The organism is Vreelandella azerica (assembly GCF_013112225.1).
Classification (GTDB): Bacteria; Pseudomonadota; Gammaproteobacteria; order Pseudomonadales; family Halomonadaceae; genus Vreelandella; species Vreelandella azerica.
In genome coordinates, this window is record NZ_JABFHI010000002.1 from 44528 (window position 1) to 59636 (window position 15109).

The 15109-nt window shown below is 57.5% G+C and carries 13 protein-coding genes and 3 pseudogenes; 1 reads left to right on the forward strand and 15 read right to left on the reverse strand.

The window, feature by feature from the left end:
• The first annotated feature begins 43 nt into the window (after positions 1–43).
• Positions 44–742, forward strand: coding sequence for a response regulator transcription factor (locus HLB35_RS04155; RefSeq protein WP_171701640.1), 699 nt, complete (start codon positions 44–46; stop codon positions 740–742).
• Between the two features lie 24 nt (positions 743–766).
• Here the strand turns inward: HLB35_RS04155 and HLB35_RS04160 are convergent, their stop codons facing one another.
• From HLB35_RS04160 to HLB35_RS04230, 15 genes and pseudogenes are all read right to left on the reverse strand, one after another.
• A complete protein-coding gene (locus HLB35_RS04160) occupies positions 767–1015 on the reverse strand; it encodes a hypothetical protein (protein WP_171701641.1) in 249 nt (82 codons plus the stop codon).
• Positions 1016–1051: 36 nt separating this feature from the next.
• Positions 1052–1684, reverse strand: coding sequence for an urease accessory protein UreG (ureG, locus tag HLB35_RS04165; protein ID WP_171701642.1), 633 nt, complete (start codon positions 1682–1684; stop codon positions 1052–1054).
• A gap of 34 nt (positions 1685–1718) precedes the next feature.
• Positions 1719–2438 (reverse strand): urease accessory protein UreF, encoded by a 720-nt coding sequence (locus HLB35_RS04170; protein WP_171701643.1) that lies wholly within the window; start codon positions 2436–2438, stop codon positions 1719–1721.
• Positions 2410–2946 carry an urease accessory protein UreE gene (locus HLB35_RS04175; protein WP_171701644.1) on the reverse strand — a complete coding sequence of 179 codons (537 nt, stop codon included), beginning with the start codon at positions 2944–2946 and terminating at the stop codon, positions 2410–2412. The genes HLB35_RS04170 and HLB35_RS04175 overlap by 29 nt, the downstream gene beginning before the upstream one ends.
• Positions 2947–2987: 41 nt before the next feature.
• Entirely contained in the window at positions 2988–4703 is a 1716-nt protein-coding gene (ureC, locus tag HLB35_RS04180; RefSeq protein WP_171701645.1) for an urease subunit alpha, read from the reverse strand.
• On the reverse strand, positions 4700–5035 hold the full coding sequence (locus HLB35_RS04185) for an urease subunit beta (protein ID WP_171701646.1): 336 nt from the start codon (positions 5033–5035) through the stop codon (positions 4700–4702). Before HLB35_RS04185 ends, ureC begins: the two co-directional genes overlap by 4 nt.
• A gap of 25 nt (positions 5036–5060) precedes the next feature.
• Positions 5061–5363 (reverse strand): urease subunit gamma, encoded by a 303-nt coding sequence (locus HLB35_RS04190; protein ID WP_171701647.1) that lies wholly within the window; start codon positions 5361–5363, stop codon positions 5061–5063.
• Between the two features lie 27 nt (positions 5364–5390).
• Complete coding sequence (locus HLB35_RS04195; RefSeq protein WP_171701648.1) at positions 5391–6281, reverse strand: urease accessory protein UreD; 891 nt, start codon at positions 6279–6281, stop codon at positions 5391–5393.
• Positions 6282–6484: 203 nt separating this feature from the next.
• Positions 6485–7190: pseudogene (gene urtE / locus HLB35_RS04200) on the reverse strand (urea ABC transporter ATP-binding subunit UrtE).
• On the reverse strand, positions 7190–8026 hold the full coding sequence (gene urtD / locus HLB35_RS04205) for an urea ABC transporter ATP-binding protein UrtD (protein ID WP_171701649.1): 837 nt from the start codon (positions 8024–8026) through the stop codon (positions 7190–7192). Before urtD ends, urtE begins: the two are co-directional and overlap by 1 nt.
• Positions 8023–9158 (reverse strand): annotated as a pseudogene (urtC, locus tag HLB35_RS04210) (urea ABC transporter permease subunit UrtC). Before urtC ends, urtD begins: the two are co-directional and overlap by 4 nt.
• A 12-nt stretch (positions 9159–9170) precedes the next feature.
• A pseudogene (urtB, locus tag HLB35_RS04215) lies at positions 9171–10777 on the reverse strand (urea ABC transporter permease subunit UrtB).
• Positions 10778–10886: 109 nt separating this feature from the next.
• On the reverse strand, positions 10887–12155 hold the full coding sequence (gene urtA / locus HLB35_RS04220) for an urea ABC transporter substrate-binding protein (protein ID WP_171702145.1): 1269 nt from the start codon (positions 12153–12155) through the stop codon (positions 10887–10889).
• Between the two features lie 389 nt (positions 12156–12544).
• Positions 12545–13762, reverse strand: coding sequence for a TsoY family (seleno)protein (locus tag HLB35_RS04225; RefSeq protein WP_171701650.1), 1218 nt, complete (start codon positions 13760–13762; stop codon positions 12545–12547).
• A 291-nt stretch (positions 13763–14053) separates the two neighbouring features.
• Positions 14054–14980: a YihY/virulence factor BrkB family protein gene (locus tag HLB35_RS04230; RefSeq protein ID WP_171701651.1), complete on the reverse strand. Its 927-nt coding sequence runs from the start codon at positions 14978–14980 to the stop codon at positions 14054–14056.
• Positions 14981–15109: the final 129 nt, after the last annotated feature.

Genomic DNA, 15109 nt, shown 5'->3' on the forward strand with positions numbered 1-15109 from the left:
ACGTTAAAAATTATCATGCCCTTTCGGGGTAACGAGCAGGCCCATGCATATCGGTATACTCGAAGACGATCCGCTGCAGCGTCGCTTTATCACCACATCGCTCAAGGACTGGGGTGACGAAGACACCCGCGTTGACGCCTTTGAACGCGCCAGCGAGCTATTGGCAGCGTTGCAGAAGCAAACCTTTGACCTGCTGATTATCGATTGGTACCTGCCGGATGCAGACGGTATGCACTTGGTGCAGCGGTTACGCCAAGATTTTGGCTGGACGAGTCCGATATTGTTTATTACCGCAAGCCAGGGTGAGAACGATGTGGTAATGGCATTAGAGTGCGGCGCAGATGACTTTCTGACCAAACCTATTCGCCCGGCAGAGCTGCGAGCGCGCCTTTCCGCCCTGGCACGCCGCGCTGATATCAACAAGGGGATGGTCGCCGAGAATCTGTCCTTTGGCCCTTATACCCTGGCCCCAAGCAGTCATAGCATTTTGCTGAACGGCCAGGCCATCCCGTTGACTTCACGGGAATATGATCTTGCAGCGCTGTTTTTATCGCATATTGGCCAGCTCTTCTCTCGCGAGCATATTCTCGAGATTATCTGGGGAATCAGCGCTGACATTACCACTCGGACCATTGATACCCACCTTAGCCGATTACGTAAAAAACTCGCTTTCGGTGGCCAGTACGGGCTGCGCCTGAAAAGTGTCTACCAGTACGGTTACCGCCTGGAACCGGTGAGTTAACCCCCGCCCCAGGCAGTCAGCCATTTATCGCGTTTTTGGTGCTGCCTTGGCATCACTGGCTTGACGCCATAGCTTGCGCCTAAACAGGGCAGCGGCGGTGAGCCCTAGGGCGGCAACACCCAGCATCAACCACATCATCGGGCTACCCAGGTGGCTGTGTACCTGCGTAGGCGCATGGCCTGAATGTGCCTGAACGCTGTTCATCATTAGCACAGCGATAAAGCCTGTCAGGCTGATGAGAGTCGTCACGCTATGTTTACGGGTTAGCAGCATTATTTTTCTCCTGAAAGTGATTTATCTATGGAAAGTTCAAGCACTGGCGGCGGATGGGCGACGCTCATCAAGCATGCCTTTATCGAGAATGAAGCGGATGATCTCTTCAAGTCCGACGCCGTCGTAGAGGTTGGTAAACACAAAGGGGCGTTCGCCGCGCATCTTTTTCGAGTCGCGCTCCATCACCTCAAGGGAGGCGTGTACCTGCTCGGCAATATCAATCTTGTTGATAATCAACAGATCTGATTTGGTGATACCCGGCCCGCCCTTGCGTGGAATCTTGTCGCCCGCGGACACGTCAATCACGTAAAGAGTCAGGTCGGAAAGCTCAGGGCTGAAGGTGGCCGACAGGTTATCGCCGCCAGATTCCACCAGCACCAGCTCCAGCTTGGGATGACGTGCCTGAAGGTCATCAATCGCGGCCAGGTTCATCGAGGCGTCTTCACGGATGGCGGTATGCGGGCAGCCGCCAGTTTCCACTCCGAGGATACGGTCCGCTGGCAGGGCATCGTGCTTGAGCAGAAAGTCAGCGTCTTCACGGGTGTAGATATCATTGGTGACCACGGCAATATCGTAGTATTCCCGTAGTGCCAGGCAGAGCTGCTTGAGCAGCGCGGTCTTACCCGAACCAACCGGGCCGCCGACGCCGACGCGTAAACAGTGGGTCATGGTCTTCTCCTTCTTAAAACGGCTTGTTAAGCGTCTAGCTTCTGAATAAACGTGAATACTGGGTTTCGTGCAGGGCACTGGCCAGGGCGACACCGGGCAGGGCAGGGCCAAGGTCTTCATCGTCAAGATGTTGGGCCTGATCCACAGCGCCAACCAGTTCAAGGCGCAACGCTTCCAGCACCCGCTGGGCGGCGGTATGCCCTAACGGCAGCGTCTTGCAGGCCACTGCCAGCTGGTTTTCCAGCCAGGCCCAGCCAAACCCGAGCTGCGCCTGGCGTAATGGCACTCCACGGATATAGGCGGTATAGGCAAACCAGGTGACATAACCCGCCTGTTCAGGCAGCAGGTTGTTATTCGGCACTAATGCCAGGCTGCCTAACAGACGTTTAAGAGAAGCCCCCAGACGGCTGTCTTCGGCTGCCAGCTCAGCAGTTTCGCGAGTCGCCGCCAGCCAGTCGTCCCATTCAGCAACCGCAGCGTGGTCGCCACACTCAAAGGCACTGTACAAGCGCGCAATCAGCGGCAGCTCACAGCGAGTCAGGCCATCTTCCAGCACGCCGGAAAGCCACTCGGCCAGGCTGGTTTCACCTTCCACCCAGCCAAGTTCAAAGGCGCTTTCCAGCCCTTGAGAAAACGCAAAAGCGCCAATCGGCAACGCCGGGCTGACCAGCTGCATCAGGCCGAGCAGCGCCAGCTGATCACCCTGGTGGGTAGGCATGCCCGGTTCAGTGAGCATGTTCATGGTGGTGCTCATGGGAGTGCTCATGGGAGTGGCTGTGTTCGTGCTCATGGCCGTGTTCATGATGATGAGCATGTCCACCGATGCCCTGGTAGGCGCCTGACTCGGGGTCGAAGGTGGCATTATGGTGTTCAAGCCGGGCGCCGAGTAACACCGCCAGCTCTTCCAGGACGTGATCTGGCGGGAAGCGCACCCAACCGCCATCAGCATCCTCACCCAGGGCCAGCTGCACATGGCGGTTACCCAGATGGTAGGCCAGCCGTGCCAGCGGCAGGCCTGCACTGACCCTTGCGGTGACCACCGGTTCAATGGCCGCACACACTCTGACCACCTCGCCGCTTTCAGCCTTCAAGCCCTCGCCATCGCGCAGCACCGGGCCACGGTCGAGAAACAGCCCTAGTGGCTGGCCGCTGTCGCTTTGCGCTTTCAGGCGACCACGAATACGCAGTTCAAACGGCAGTGTCAGGGTATCGCTGGCAGCGCTTGCGTCTATTGGCCCCAGGCGTTCTATCAGTTTCAACATAGCGGCTCCTCAAGTAAAAACAGGCTTGGGACAAAATGGGCCTAGAACAGGTGGTAACGTTGGGCCAGCGGCAGCTCCGTGGCCGGCTCACAGGTCAGCAGCTCACCATCGCAATGCACTTCATAGGTCTGCGGGTCAACGCTCAGCTCGGGGCAAGCATCGTTGAGCTTCATATCCTGCTTGCGTATCTGGCGCACGTTCTTGCAGGCGGCCAGGGGGCTTGCAAGCCCCAGCCTTTCTTTGACGCCCGCTTCCAACGCGGCCTGGCTGACAAAGCTCACTCGCGTCTGGCTGGCAGCCCTGCCAAAGGCACCGAACATAGGGCGGTAATGCACCGGCTGCGGCGTGGGAATAGAGGCATTAGGGTCGCCCATGGGGGCAGCGGCAATCATGCCGCCCTTGATAATCATCGCTGGCTTGGTGCCGAAAAAGGCCGGTTTCCAGAGCACCAGATCCGCCATCTTGCCAACTTCTACCGAGCCGACTTCATGGGCAATGCCGTGGGTCAGCGCCTGGTTGATGGTGTACTTGGCGATATAACGCTTGGCGCGGAAGTTATCGGCGCCCAACGTTTCATCTTCGGGCAATAAGCCACGCTGCACCTTCATCTTGTGAGCGGTTTGCCAGGTTCTGCAGATCGACTCTCCTACTCGGCCCATGGCCTGTGAATCAGAGGCAATCATCGAGATAACCCCCAGATCATGGAGAATATCTTCTGCAGCGATGGTTTCACGGCGAATGCGCGAGTCGGCAAAGGCCACGTCTTCGGGGATATTGGGGTCGAGGTGGTGACACACCATCAGCATATCGAGGTGTTCATCCACCGTATTGACCGTGTAAGGCCGGGTCGGGTTGGTAGATGATGGCAACACATAGGGCTTGGCGCAGGCGGTGATGATATCCGGCGCGTGGCCGCCGCCAGCGCCCTCAGTGTGATAGGTGTGGATGCAGCGTTCCCTGAAGGCTGCCAGGGTATCTTCGACAAATCCCGATTCATTAAGGGTATCGGTGTGGATGGCGATCTGCACATCGTAACGCTCGGCCACGCTCAGGCAGTTATCAATCGACGCCGGGGTGGTTCCCCAGTCTTCGTGCAGCTTCAACCCCATGGCACCCGCTTCCAGCTGGGCTTCCAGTGCTTCCGGCAGGCTGGCGTTGCCCTTGCCCAGAAAACCGATATTCATCGGCATTTCATCCACGGCCTGCAGCATTTTGCCAATATGCCATTCGCCCGGCGTACAGGTGGTGGCATTGGAGCCGGTGGCAGGCCCGGTGCCGCCGCCCAGCATGGTGGTAATGCCGCTCATCAACGCTTCTTCTACCTGCTGGGGGCAGATAAAGTGGATATGCGCATCAATACCGCCCGCGGTTAGGATCTTGCCTTCCCCAGCGATGACTTCCGTACCGGGGCCGATAATCAGCTCCACATCCGGCTGGGTATCCGGGTTACCGGCCTTGCCGATGGCCGCAATGCGCCCCTTCTGCAAGCCAACATCCGCCTTGACGATACCCCACCAGTCGAGAATCAGCGCATTGGTGATCACCGTATCCATAACGGCCTCGCTATGCTGCTGGCTTTGCCCCATGCCATCGCGGATCACCTTGCCGCCGCCAAATTTCACTTCATCGCCGTAGTGGGTAGCGTCCTTCTCGACTTCAATCCACAGCTCGGTATCGCCCAGGCGCACCCGGTCACCCACGGTGGGGCCATACATATCGGCGTAGGCCTGACGGCTGATCTTGTTGACCGGCTTCATTGGCTGTCTCCTTGCTGAGGATCCATTTCCAGGGGCCCCATGACATCCCCGCGAAACCCATAGATATGACGCTTGCCGACAAAGGGAATCAGGGTGACTTCACGGGTCTGGCCTGGCTCAAAGCGGATGGCAGTACCCGCCGCCACATCCAGGCGCAAACCACGCGCTTTACTGCGCTCAAACACCAGCGCCGGATTGGCTTCGGCAAAGTGGTAGTGCGACCCCACCTGGATCGGCCGGTCGCCGGTGTTGGCTACCTCCAGCGTGATCCGCTCGCGGCCTGCGCACAGCTCAATATCACCGTCCTTTAACTGATACTCACCGGGAATCATGATGGCCCCTCCTGATTGTTGATCATTAGCTAATCGGCGTGTGGACGGTGACCAGCTTGGTGCCATCCGGAAAGGTGGCTTCCACCTGAACCTCATCGACCATCTCAGCAACGCCTTCCATCACATCGTCACGGCTGAGAACCTCGCGGCCATAACTCATCAGGTCAGCAACGCTTCTGCCGTCGCGGGCACCTTCAATAATCTCAAAGCTGATCAGCGCCACGGCTTCCGGGTAGTTAAGCTTGAGGCCACGGGCACGGCGGCGCTCGGCAAGCTGGGCAGCTGAAAACAGCAGCAGCTTGTCTTTATCGCGTGGGGTCAATTCCATCGGGCATGTCTCCAGCAGTCCATCGGGTCAGGTTAACCAGATACGGGGTGTATGGGCGTCGCGCGCTATCCAGCGCGGGCGCAGCAGCTGCCAGGCCTGTTCGCACAGCGCCCAGGCTTCATTGCGGCAGTGCCCCAGGTAGCGCAGCAGCAGGACACCGTGGCGAACGGTGACCGCCCAGCGCGGGTTATCCGGCAAGGTGTTTCTGAGTTCATCAATCGCGCTAATCGCATCACTGACGCCCACTGCCCACAGGGTGGCCTGCACCGTCGCACCGCCTTGCCCCCAGCGCCCGCGGAAACGCGGGTGAAGCGGGTCCAGGGGTTGGCGCTCCAGCCATAGCGGCTTGCCATCCAGGGTGAGGCGAAAATGCTGCTCAATGCGCCCGGAGGCATAGGGGAGCTGGCTGGCCGGGCGGCCCAGCGCCATGAGTTCCCAGCCCAGGCAGCGGGCGCTGCCCTGCAGGGCAATATGGGTGCGCTGGGTGCCTTTGGAGCCATCAAAGGCGATGGTTTCCTGGGGCAGCCATTCAAGAATGCCGCCATCCTCAACGTTAAGCGTTGTCTGCTGATGCCAGGCAACGCCCTGGCTGTCGGCCTTGTAAAGCTTGTTGGCGGCGGGGGTGGTCAGCAGTGCATGGGCACCGGGTTCGATATCTGCGCGTATGGTCAGAGCATCACCGCTGACCAGGCCCCCAGGGGGATGGAGGACATAGACATGACACGCCTGGGTGCGGCCTTCCGGGTAAAAGGCGCGCTGAACCCTTAAAGGCCCCTGATGGCGCGCCTGCACCAAACGGGTGACCTCATCACGGTTAGCAAAGCGCAGCGCCAATGAAGCCGCCCAGTGGCGCTCGCTATCAAAACGATGCCCGGACGTTGGCAAGGATGGCCCACCCGACACAGCCGCTATGCTCATAAAAGTCCCATCCGTTGAAGAATCTGACCAGAACAGAGCAACCGCTGTACCAAAACGCTCAATTAAACCTTTTTTATAATTTTTTCAGCAAGTTAGAAACACACACTAGAACGCTCAGACATTGCTTACGCACCAATAAAGGGCGGTAAAAAATTGCCGACGCACCTTTTTGGTGACATACACGGTCCGGGCACTGGTTTTTGTCATACCGTCAGGTGCTGCTTGATCAGTTCGTTGGACAGCTCGCCAATGTCGCCTTTGGCCACCGGGCGGCCGCGGTCCATGATCACGAAGCGGTCGGCGTATTTGCGTGCAAAAGGCAGCTTCTGCTCTACCAGCAGGACTGTCAGGCCGTCTTCTTTGATCAGTTGGCGGATCACCTGACCGATCTGGGCGACGATATTGGGTTGAATGCCTTCTCCGGGTTCATCGAGAATCAACAGGCGCGGTTCAATCACCAACGCGCGGCCAATCGCCAGCTGCTGCTGTTGACCGCCGGATAGATCACCACCACAGCGGTGCTTCATTTCCTTGAGCACCGGGAACAGCTCGTAGATGCGTTCGGGGATTTTCTTCTGGCCATCGCTGCGCGCGGCAAGACCGGTGCGCAGGTTCTCTTCAACCGTCAGCAGCGGGAATATCTGCCGCCCCTGGGGGACAAAGCCAATCCCCAGCCGCGAGCGCGCTTCAATGGCTTTTGGTCAGCTCGATTTCGCCGCTCTTGCCCTGATAGCGCAGCTGGCCACTTTTCACCGCCACTTCACCCATAATGGCTTTCATCAGGGTGGTCTTGCCTACGCCGTTACGCCCCATCACGCAGGTGCATTGCCCGGCGGGCACCTCAAGATCCAGATCCCAGAGGGTGTGGCTTTCGCCGTAAAACTGATTGAGTTGTTCAATCGCCAGCATCAGGCAGCCTCCTCGTCATCCACACCCAGATACACTTCCACCACTTTGGGGTCGTTGGATACCTGATCCATGCTGCCCTCGGCCAGCACACTGCCCTGATGCAGCACCGTCACCTGGCGGGCAATCGAGCGCACAAAGCCCATATCGTGCTCGACCACCACCACCGACTGCTGGCCGGCCAGGCTGGTCAATAGCTCAGCGGTGCGCTCCATTTCCTGCTCGGTCATCCCAGCCACGGGTTCATCTACCAGCAACAGGCGCGGGCGCTGCATCAGCAGCATGCCGATTTCCAGCCATTGTTTCTGGCCGTGGGAAAGAATCCCGGCGGGGCGATGGCGCAGTGCCATCAGCCCGACAGTGCTCAACACTTCTTCGATACGGTCCTTGATCTCACCGCTCAGGCGCGCCGTCAGGGTAGGCAATATGCGCTTATCGGCAGCCATTGCTAATTCCAGGTTTTCAAACACGCTGAGTGCTTCAAATACGGTAGGCTTCTGGAACTTGCGGCCGATGCCCAGGCTAGCGATATCCGGCTCGTTCATCTGCAGCAGATTATGGCGGCTACCAAACCAGACGCTGCCCTGGTTGGGGCGCGTCTTGCCGGTGATGATATCCATCATGGTGGTCTTGCCCGCCCCGTTAGGGCCGATAATGCAGCGTAACTCGCCATCATCGATCGTCAGGTTGAGGTTATTGATGGCCTTAAAGCCATCAAAGCTGACGGTGACATCCTCCATATACAGAATCGGCCCATGGCGCACATCTACCGGCGACGCCTGAGGCGCCATAAAGTCGAACACCCTGTCCCGGGTGGTAAGCGATTGCAAAAAGCTCATGCGGCTGCCTCCTTGGGTGGGTGGTCGTCACCTTGCTTACGCTTGAGATAGCGGAATAACCCTGCCACGCCCTTGGGCAGGAAGACGGTGACCAGCACAAACATGGCCCCCAGGGCAAACAGCCAGGCATCCGGCATAACACCGGTAAACACCGTTTTGGCATAGTTGACCAACAATGCTCCGATCACAGCGCCATACAGGGTGGCCCGACCCCCAACGCTACCCAGAGAACAATCTCAATCGAGAAAATCGGTGAGAACTCGCTGGGGTTGATGATGCCCACCTGAGGCACATAGAGCGCTCCGGCAAGGCCCGCCAGCATGGCGGAGACCACAAACACAAACAGCTTGAAGCGTTCGACCCGATAGCCTAAAAAGCGCGTGCGCGCCTCGGCATCCCGGGTGGCCACACTGACCCGCCCCAGCTTGCTGGTGACAATCGCCCGGCACAGAATATAACCCAGCGCCAGGGCCACACCGGTGGCGATAAACAGCCCCAGTCGGGTGGCATCGCTGCGCAGGTCAAACCCCAGCAGCTCGCGAAAATCGGTCAGGCCGTTGTTGCCGCCAAACCCCATCTCGTTGCGGAAGAACGCCAGCATCAGCGCGAAGGTCAGCGCCTGGGTAATAATCGACAGGTAAACCCCGGTGACCCGGGAGCGAAAGGCCAGAAAGCCGAACACCAGTGCCAGCAGACCAGGCGCCAACAGCACCATCAGAAACGCAAACCAGGCCATGTCAAACCCCAGCCAGTACCAGGGCAGGCTGTCCCAGCTGAGAAACACCATGAAATCCGGCAGGATGGGGTCGCCATAGGTGCCGCGGTCGCCAATCTGGCGCATCAGGTACATGCCCATGGCGTAGCCCCCGATGGCAAAGAACGCTCCGTGGCCGAGGCTGAGAATCCCCAGGTAGCCCCATACCAGATCCACCGACACCGCCAGCAGCGCATAGCTCAAGTACTTGCCCAGCAGGTTGACGGTAAAGGCGCTGACGTAAAGCGGATGCCCCTCAGGCACCATGACGTGCAGCACAGTGACCAGCACCAGCGCCGCCAGCAGTACGCCCAGAAACAGCTGAGTGGCGCGCTCAAAAAACGGGCGGGTCAGCCAGAACCGCTGTGCAGAATCCATCGCTTGCATTGCCTAGCCCTCCGCCGCGCGGCCCTTCTGGGGAAAGAGCCCCTTGGGTCGCTTTTGAATAAACAGGATGATGAATACCAGCACGATAATCTTGGCCAGTACCGCACCCGCCCAAGGCTCGATGACCTGATTGATCACACCCAGCGACAAACCCGCCACCAGGGTGCCCCACAGGTTGCCGACCCCGCCAAACACCACCACCATGAAGGAATCAATAATGTAGTTCTGGCCGAGGTTGGGGCCGACGTTAGTCAGCTGGGAAAGCGCCACCCCAGCAAGCCCGGCCACGCCTGAACCCAGTGCGAAAGTCATGATATCGACGCGGGTGGCGCGAATGCCCATGGAGCGGGCCATGGCACGGTTCTGTGTCACCGCGCGCACTTCAAGGCCCAGGCGGGTACGCCGCATGATCAGCATCAGGGCGGCAAACACCACCAGAGCAAAGCCCAGCACATAAAGGCGGTTAAGGGTCAGCGAAAGCGCATCGTTGATCACCAGGGAGCCACTCATCCATTCCGGGGTGATCACGGTGCGGTTCTGCGGGGATATGACGGTGCGCACCAACTGCTGAAGAATCAGGCTGATACCGAAGGTGGCCAGCAGGGTTTCCAGCGGACGCCCCTTGAGGAACTGGATCACGCCACGCTCAATGGCGATACCCGCCAGGGCAGCCACCATAAAACCCGCGGGAATAGACAGGATCAGCGCCATGCCGGGCTGGCCCGGTAGCAGTTGCTGCATCATCCAGGTGGTGTAGGCGCCCAGCATGATCAGCTCGCCATGCGCCATGTTGATGACCCCCATTACGCCGAGGTAATCGCCAGGCCAATGGCCGCCAGCACCAGTACCGAGCCTAACGACAGCCCGAAGTAAAGGGTTTCCAGGCCACGGTTGATTTTCAGGTTCTGCTCGATACTTGCCAGGGCGGCCCTGGCGGCTTCAGCCACCTGAGGGTCAGCGCTTTCAGCAGCACGGCCCAGCGCCACACGGGCGCGGGGATGAAGGCTTCCTGTCAGAGCTTCAACACCTGCCATTTCACCCTGCTCGGCACGATAAATGGCGACAGCCTGGGTTAAGCGGTTGCGGACATAGTCATCGTCCGCCTCGCTGATAAGTGGCGTCAGGGTATCTACCATGTCGCCATCCACTTCGCCGAGCAGACGATCCGCCGAGGTGCGCCGCCGTTCTACATTCGGCGAATAAAGATCCACCACGGCGATGGCACTGCGCAGCTGATTGCGCAAGGCATTGTTAATGCCAACACGCTCCAGATCGCGGCGCGACATCTCGCCGAGTGATTCGCCGGTCAAAGCATCTTCAACCGGCCAATCGCGGCCGCGGTTATTGAGCACCACTACAAAGAGGCCCTCATCGGTGCGCTGCAGCTTGCCGTCAAGCAGTGCCTGCAGCCAGTCACGGGCGCGCTCGTCATCGCTTTGCAGGATGGCGGTGATAGCCTGGCTCTTGTCAGCAAAGGAATCCACATCCAGCGCCGTCAGCAAGGCCAGCGCTGCTTCATCATCGGTTTGAGGGGACTGCTGGGCCTGGGCGGGCAAGGTCACCGCCAGCAAGAGCACACAGCACAGCGCCCAGGAAAGAAATCGCCGCATAGGGTTTCTTCCTCAGAAAACAGGATAGGGAAAGGAGAAATAGTGGCTTTGCCCCGCACAGCGGCGGGGCAAGTCACGCAACAGGATGGGTTGGAACTTACTCGTCGGCTTACTCGCCACCGCCGCAGCTGCCTTCCACCACGTTGTAGTTACCGCAGACCAGCGGCTGGCGCCAGTCGCTGATCATATCGCGAGAGCCCGGGAGGTAATCAGACCAGGCATCGCCCACCACGGTAGACGGTGTCTGCCAGACGATATCGAACTGACCGTTATCCTGGATCTCACCAATCAGCACCGGCTTGGTAATATGATGGTTGGGCATCATGGCCGCATAGCCACCGGAGAGATTGGGCACCGTCACACCGATAATGGCTTCCTTGACCGCATCCACTTCAGCAGATCCCGCCTTGCGCACCGCTTCGGCCCACATGTTAAAGCCGATATAGTGGGCTTCCATGGGGTCATTGGTAACCGCCATTTCATCGCCGGTGTACTCGATCCATGCATCGATAAAATCGTAGTTGGCGTCGGTGTCTACGCTCATGAAGTAGTTCCAGGCGGCCAGATGACCTACCAGCGGAGCGGTATCAATACCGGAAAGCTCTTGCTCGCCCACTGAGAAGGCCACGACAGGAATATCACCTGCATCAATACCCTGGTTGGCAAGCTCACGGTAGAAGGGCACGTTGGCATCGCCATTGACCGTAGAAACCACTGCCGTACGCTTGCCTTCCTCACCAAAGCGGCGAATTTCGGCAACAATGTTCTGCCAATCGGAATGGCCGAACGGCGTGTAGTTGACCATGATGTCGTCTTCGGCAATACCGTGCTCTTCCTGCAGATAGGCATTCAGGATACGGTTGGTGGTACGCGGATAGACATAGTCGGTGCCCACCAGAGCAAAACGCTCGATACCCACTTCATTGATCAGGTAATCTACTGCCGGAATCGCCTGCTGATTGGGCGCCGCGCCGGTATAGAAGACGTTGCCGGAAGACTCCTCACCTTCGTACTGCACCGGGTAGAACAGCAAACCATTAAGTTCTTCCACTACCGGCAGCACGGATTTGCGCGAGACCGATGTCCAGTTACCGAAGATGACATCGACGTCTTCCTGGGCCAGCAATTCACGGGCTTTCTCAGCAAACAGCGGCCAATCAGATGCTGGGTCAACCACCACGGCCTCAAGTTCACGCCCCAGCAGGCCGCCCGCTTCGTTCTGGCGCTCGATGAGCATTTCAACGGTATCTTTCAGAACCGTTTCACTGATCGCCATGGTGCCAGACAGCGAGTGCAGAATACCCACCTTGATCGGGTCATCATCCTGGGCCAGCGCCTGGGTGCCCGTTGCGGCAATCGCAGCCGCCAGCAGCGTCATGGAAAGCTTACGCTTGACACCTGAATAGCGGGGCGTGCCAGAAACAGCGTGAGTGCGCGGCTGATGAGAGTTCGAAACGACCTGTGAAGACATGCAAAGCTCCTCGCCCTGAAAACAGGGCCTTGAAATGATGCACCCAGTACACGGATGCCGACAAAGTCCTACAGACTGAGCAAGGAGCGCGCCACAATGGCTAAAATAGGTTAATTTCTTTATAATTCAGCTATTTAATCAACACGAAAAATCCCAGCAAGAGATAACTTTCAGGCAAGGCAATTACCGACCTGCTTTTTGATGGTGCGCAGTTAGCGGGCACTGGTTTTGCGTTGCACTAAAATACAGCTTTGAAGAGACTACTTTGGAAAGTAGTGTTATTAGAACCTGTTGGGTCAGTTGGCCGTCGCTTGAAAAGCCGGCAGGTTATCAGGGTCGAAGTGCTTACGATTTAACGTCCATACCAGCCAGATGGTGGCTGCCTGAATCGTGACGGCAACAAGACTCAGCCCCCAGTACACAGCTCCCTTGGGAACGATGGCCCCGTTTTTGGCCAACGCCAGATTGATGAAGAAGTGCAACATTACCGCCAGCGCCACACCGGGGCACACTAGGGTATAAGAACCAGGCGAACGCTCAGGCCCCGTCACGAAGCGGGCAAAATAACGGTGACGGCGCAGCACAACCCACCCCAATAAAGTAAAGGCTACTTGCACAGCCAGCAGATTGGTTAACATACTAAAAGTGGCAATACCGCCTGCACCTTCGCCAAGATGGTGGTCAATGCCGTGTGTCTGACGCACCAGCGCAATGGTCAGCACGGTGATGATAGGCACGACGACCCAGAGCGTCGGGGCAGCTTCCGGGTTAGCTCCCTGAATCAACATATCACGCAGCCCCAATATCAGCTTTACCGCACCAATGATGATAGCCATCATCATGAAAAAGCTGGAAAGTATCAGGCTGAGTACTGCCGTGCCAGTATGCTGAGACATTGCCGCGGGAGCAGACAGGCCCACAGCCACCATGGCAAGAGCAAAAGCGGGCAACAGTTGGGCAAAGCTGTTGTTACGCTCAACATCAAAACCACCTTCCGTTAGCACACGTCCCCAATAATCCTTCAACAGCGCCATTGCCCAGCCACCAATCGCCAACATGGCCAGTGTTGCCAGCGGGAACAGCCATTCTACAACCGACCACACCCCAGGAATAAATACCAAGCTCACAATAAAGCAGACGTTAACACTCATCGCCAAGGCCAACGGAGCTGCCAATAGCTGGACTTCATCATTACTGGAGCGCAAAGATTGATAGGATGGCGAAACACGAAATTCACGGTAAGACAGCAGATTCCACACCAATAGGCGGAAATGCAGATAGGCAAATAAAGCAACGCCAACACCACCTGCCAGCAGAATAAAGCGCTGAAAAAGACTGCCCTGTATCAACACTTTATATAAAGCATCAAAGGTGGGCACCGGAATGCTGGGATGCGGCAACCAGAACATCAGCCACATAAAAAACGAGACCGTCAGCCCACCTGCTCCTAAGGCAGCCAGAAAATAAAGCGGTGAATAGTGCTCAGCCCTGGTAGGGGGCAGACGAAACAGCATGGCAGAACTCCTTTAGAAATCATCACATCCAGCGGGCTGATACGATTTACTCAGCGCTTGCCTTTCAATGTATGACCAACAAGCCTAAACGTGAATTAAATTCTAAATTTAGATCAAAAAAGAATATAACGCAATGTATCTCGCTTATCCAGCCTCAATGCCATAGGGCTACTGGCAAAAACAACATTGTCTACAAAGATGACAATATAGGCCTGTATAGCGTCTTTATCCTGCTACGACGCTGGCATCACGTCTGCGTAAATGGGGGTAGACCCAGGGGATTACCGCTGATTATTCAATCCGCGAGACCGCCTGATGATCAGGGTCAAGATACCAGGGAAGGCTCACCCGGCTGTTGCGCTCCAGTTCAGCGATAACCTGGGCGCCCAGCAGCAGAATGATGGCGCCTATTTCAAGGCTCAGCAGAACAATCACCAGAGTCGCCAGGGAGCCGTAAACGACGCTGACAAAGGACAGGTTGGCAAAGTAGTAGACTAGCAAAAGCCGCACGGCTTCCCACAGTAAGGCGGCCACGAAACCGCCTACCACCGCTCGGCGCAGGGCAATCTGCACCACGGGAAGCACCTTATAGATGGCACTGAACAGTAAAAAGACGCCAACAAAACTGCTCAGGTTAAGCACCGGTTCAGACAACACGGCCAATGGCAGCTCACGCTCGAAAAGCGCCAGCACAAGGGTATTCAGTGAACTGGCCAGGGTTACCACCAGCGTCAACACCATCAGCCCCGCCCCCAGCACCAGAATAAAGGCATAAGGCAACATCACGGACACCCAGGCGCTGCGCTTGATGTGCGGAGTTTCGGGCGCATGAAAGATGATCGCCAGCGCATCTTCCAGCATGCGAAAAGCAAATGAGCTGAACAGCAGCAGCACCGGAAAGCCCAGAATGCCCATCACATCGCCGGAATCCAGTAGGCTACGCACTGCCTCCAGCAGGACATCCGCGTGGGAGGGCGCCAGATGGCGCGCCTGAACATCCAGAACCCCGAGCAAATGCTGCTCATCCACCAGGTGAGTCAGCAACACCACCAAAACGGCAAACAAGGGCACAATGGAAAGCAGGATGTTATAGCCAACCCCACCGGCCAGCAGGATGCCACGGTTCTTTATAAAGTGACGCAGCACACGCCAAGAAAAGCATGCCAGCCGGGGCAATAACAAAAGGACGGCATTCAGCAAAGGTGATTTTTGAATCATGGTTTGTCGTCCTCTTTAAGCGCTTAGCCCCATGATACGCTGATGCCACTCGGCTCTGGCCAAGTCTTTCGCTCAACGTATGTAAAAGCGTTTATCCTGGGTAGCGGCGTTTAAACGCCCCTTGCTGCA

Excerpts from the sequence above, each read along its gene's own strand:
- HLB35_RS04155 (WP_171701640.1), top strand. The coding sequence starts at position 44 with ATGCATATCGGTATACTCGAAGACGATCCGCTGCAGCGTCGCTTTATC.
- HLB35_RS04160 (WP_171701641.1), bottom strand. The coding sequence starts at position 1,015 with ATGCTGCTAACCCGTAAACATAGCGTGACGACTCTCATCAGCCTGACA.
- ureG (WP_171701642.1), bottom strand. The coding sequence starts at position 1,684 with ATGACCCACTGTTTACGCGTCGGCGTCGGCGGCCCGGTTGGTTCGGGT.
- HLB35_RS04170 (WP_171701643.1), bottom strand. The coding sequence starts at position 2,438 with ATGAGCACCACCATGAACATGCTCACTGAACCGGGCATGCCTACCCAC.
- HLB35_RS04175 (WP_171701644.1), bottom strand. The coding sequence starts at position 2,946 with ATGTTGAAACTGATAGAACGCCTGGGGCCAATAGACGCAAGCGCTGCC.
- ureC (WP_171701645.1), bottom strand. The coding sequence starts at position 4,703 with ATGAAGCCGGTCAACAAGATCAGCCGTCAGGCCTACGCCGATATGTAT.
- HLB35_RS04185 (WP_171701646.1), bottom strand. The coding sequence starts at position 5,035 with ATGATTCCCGGTGAGTATCAGTTAAAGGACGGTGATATTGAGCTGTGC.
- HLB35_RS04190 (WP_171701647.1), bottom strand. The coding sequence starts at position 5,363 with ATGGAATTGACCCCACGCGATAAAGACAAGCTGCTGCTGTTTTCAGCT.
- HLB35_RS04195 (WP_171701648.1), bottom strand. The coding sequence starts at position 6,281 with ATGAGCATAGCGGCTGTGTCGGGTGGGCCATCCTTGCCAACGTCCGGG.
- urtD (WP_171701649.1), bottom strand. The coding sequence starts at position 8,026 with ATGAGCTTTTTGCAATCGCTTACCACCCGGGACAGGGTGTTCGACTTT.
- urtA (WP_171702145.1), bottom strand. The coding sequence starts at position 12,155 with ATGACGCTGCTGGCGGCTGCGATTGCCGCAACGGGCACCCAGGCGCTG.
- HLB35_RS04225 (WP_171701650.1), bottom strand. The coding sequence starts at position 13,762 with ATGCTGTTTCGTCTGCCCCCTACCAGGGCTGAGCACTATTCACCGCTT.
- HLB35_RS04230 (WP_171701651.1), bottom strand. The coding sequence starts at position 14,980 with ATGATTCAAAAATCACCTTTGCTGAATGCCGTCCTTTTGTTATTGCCC.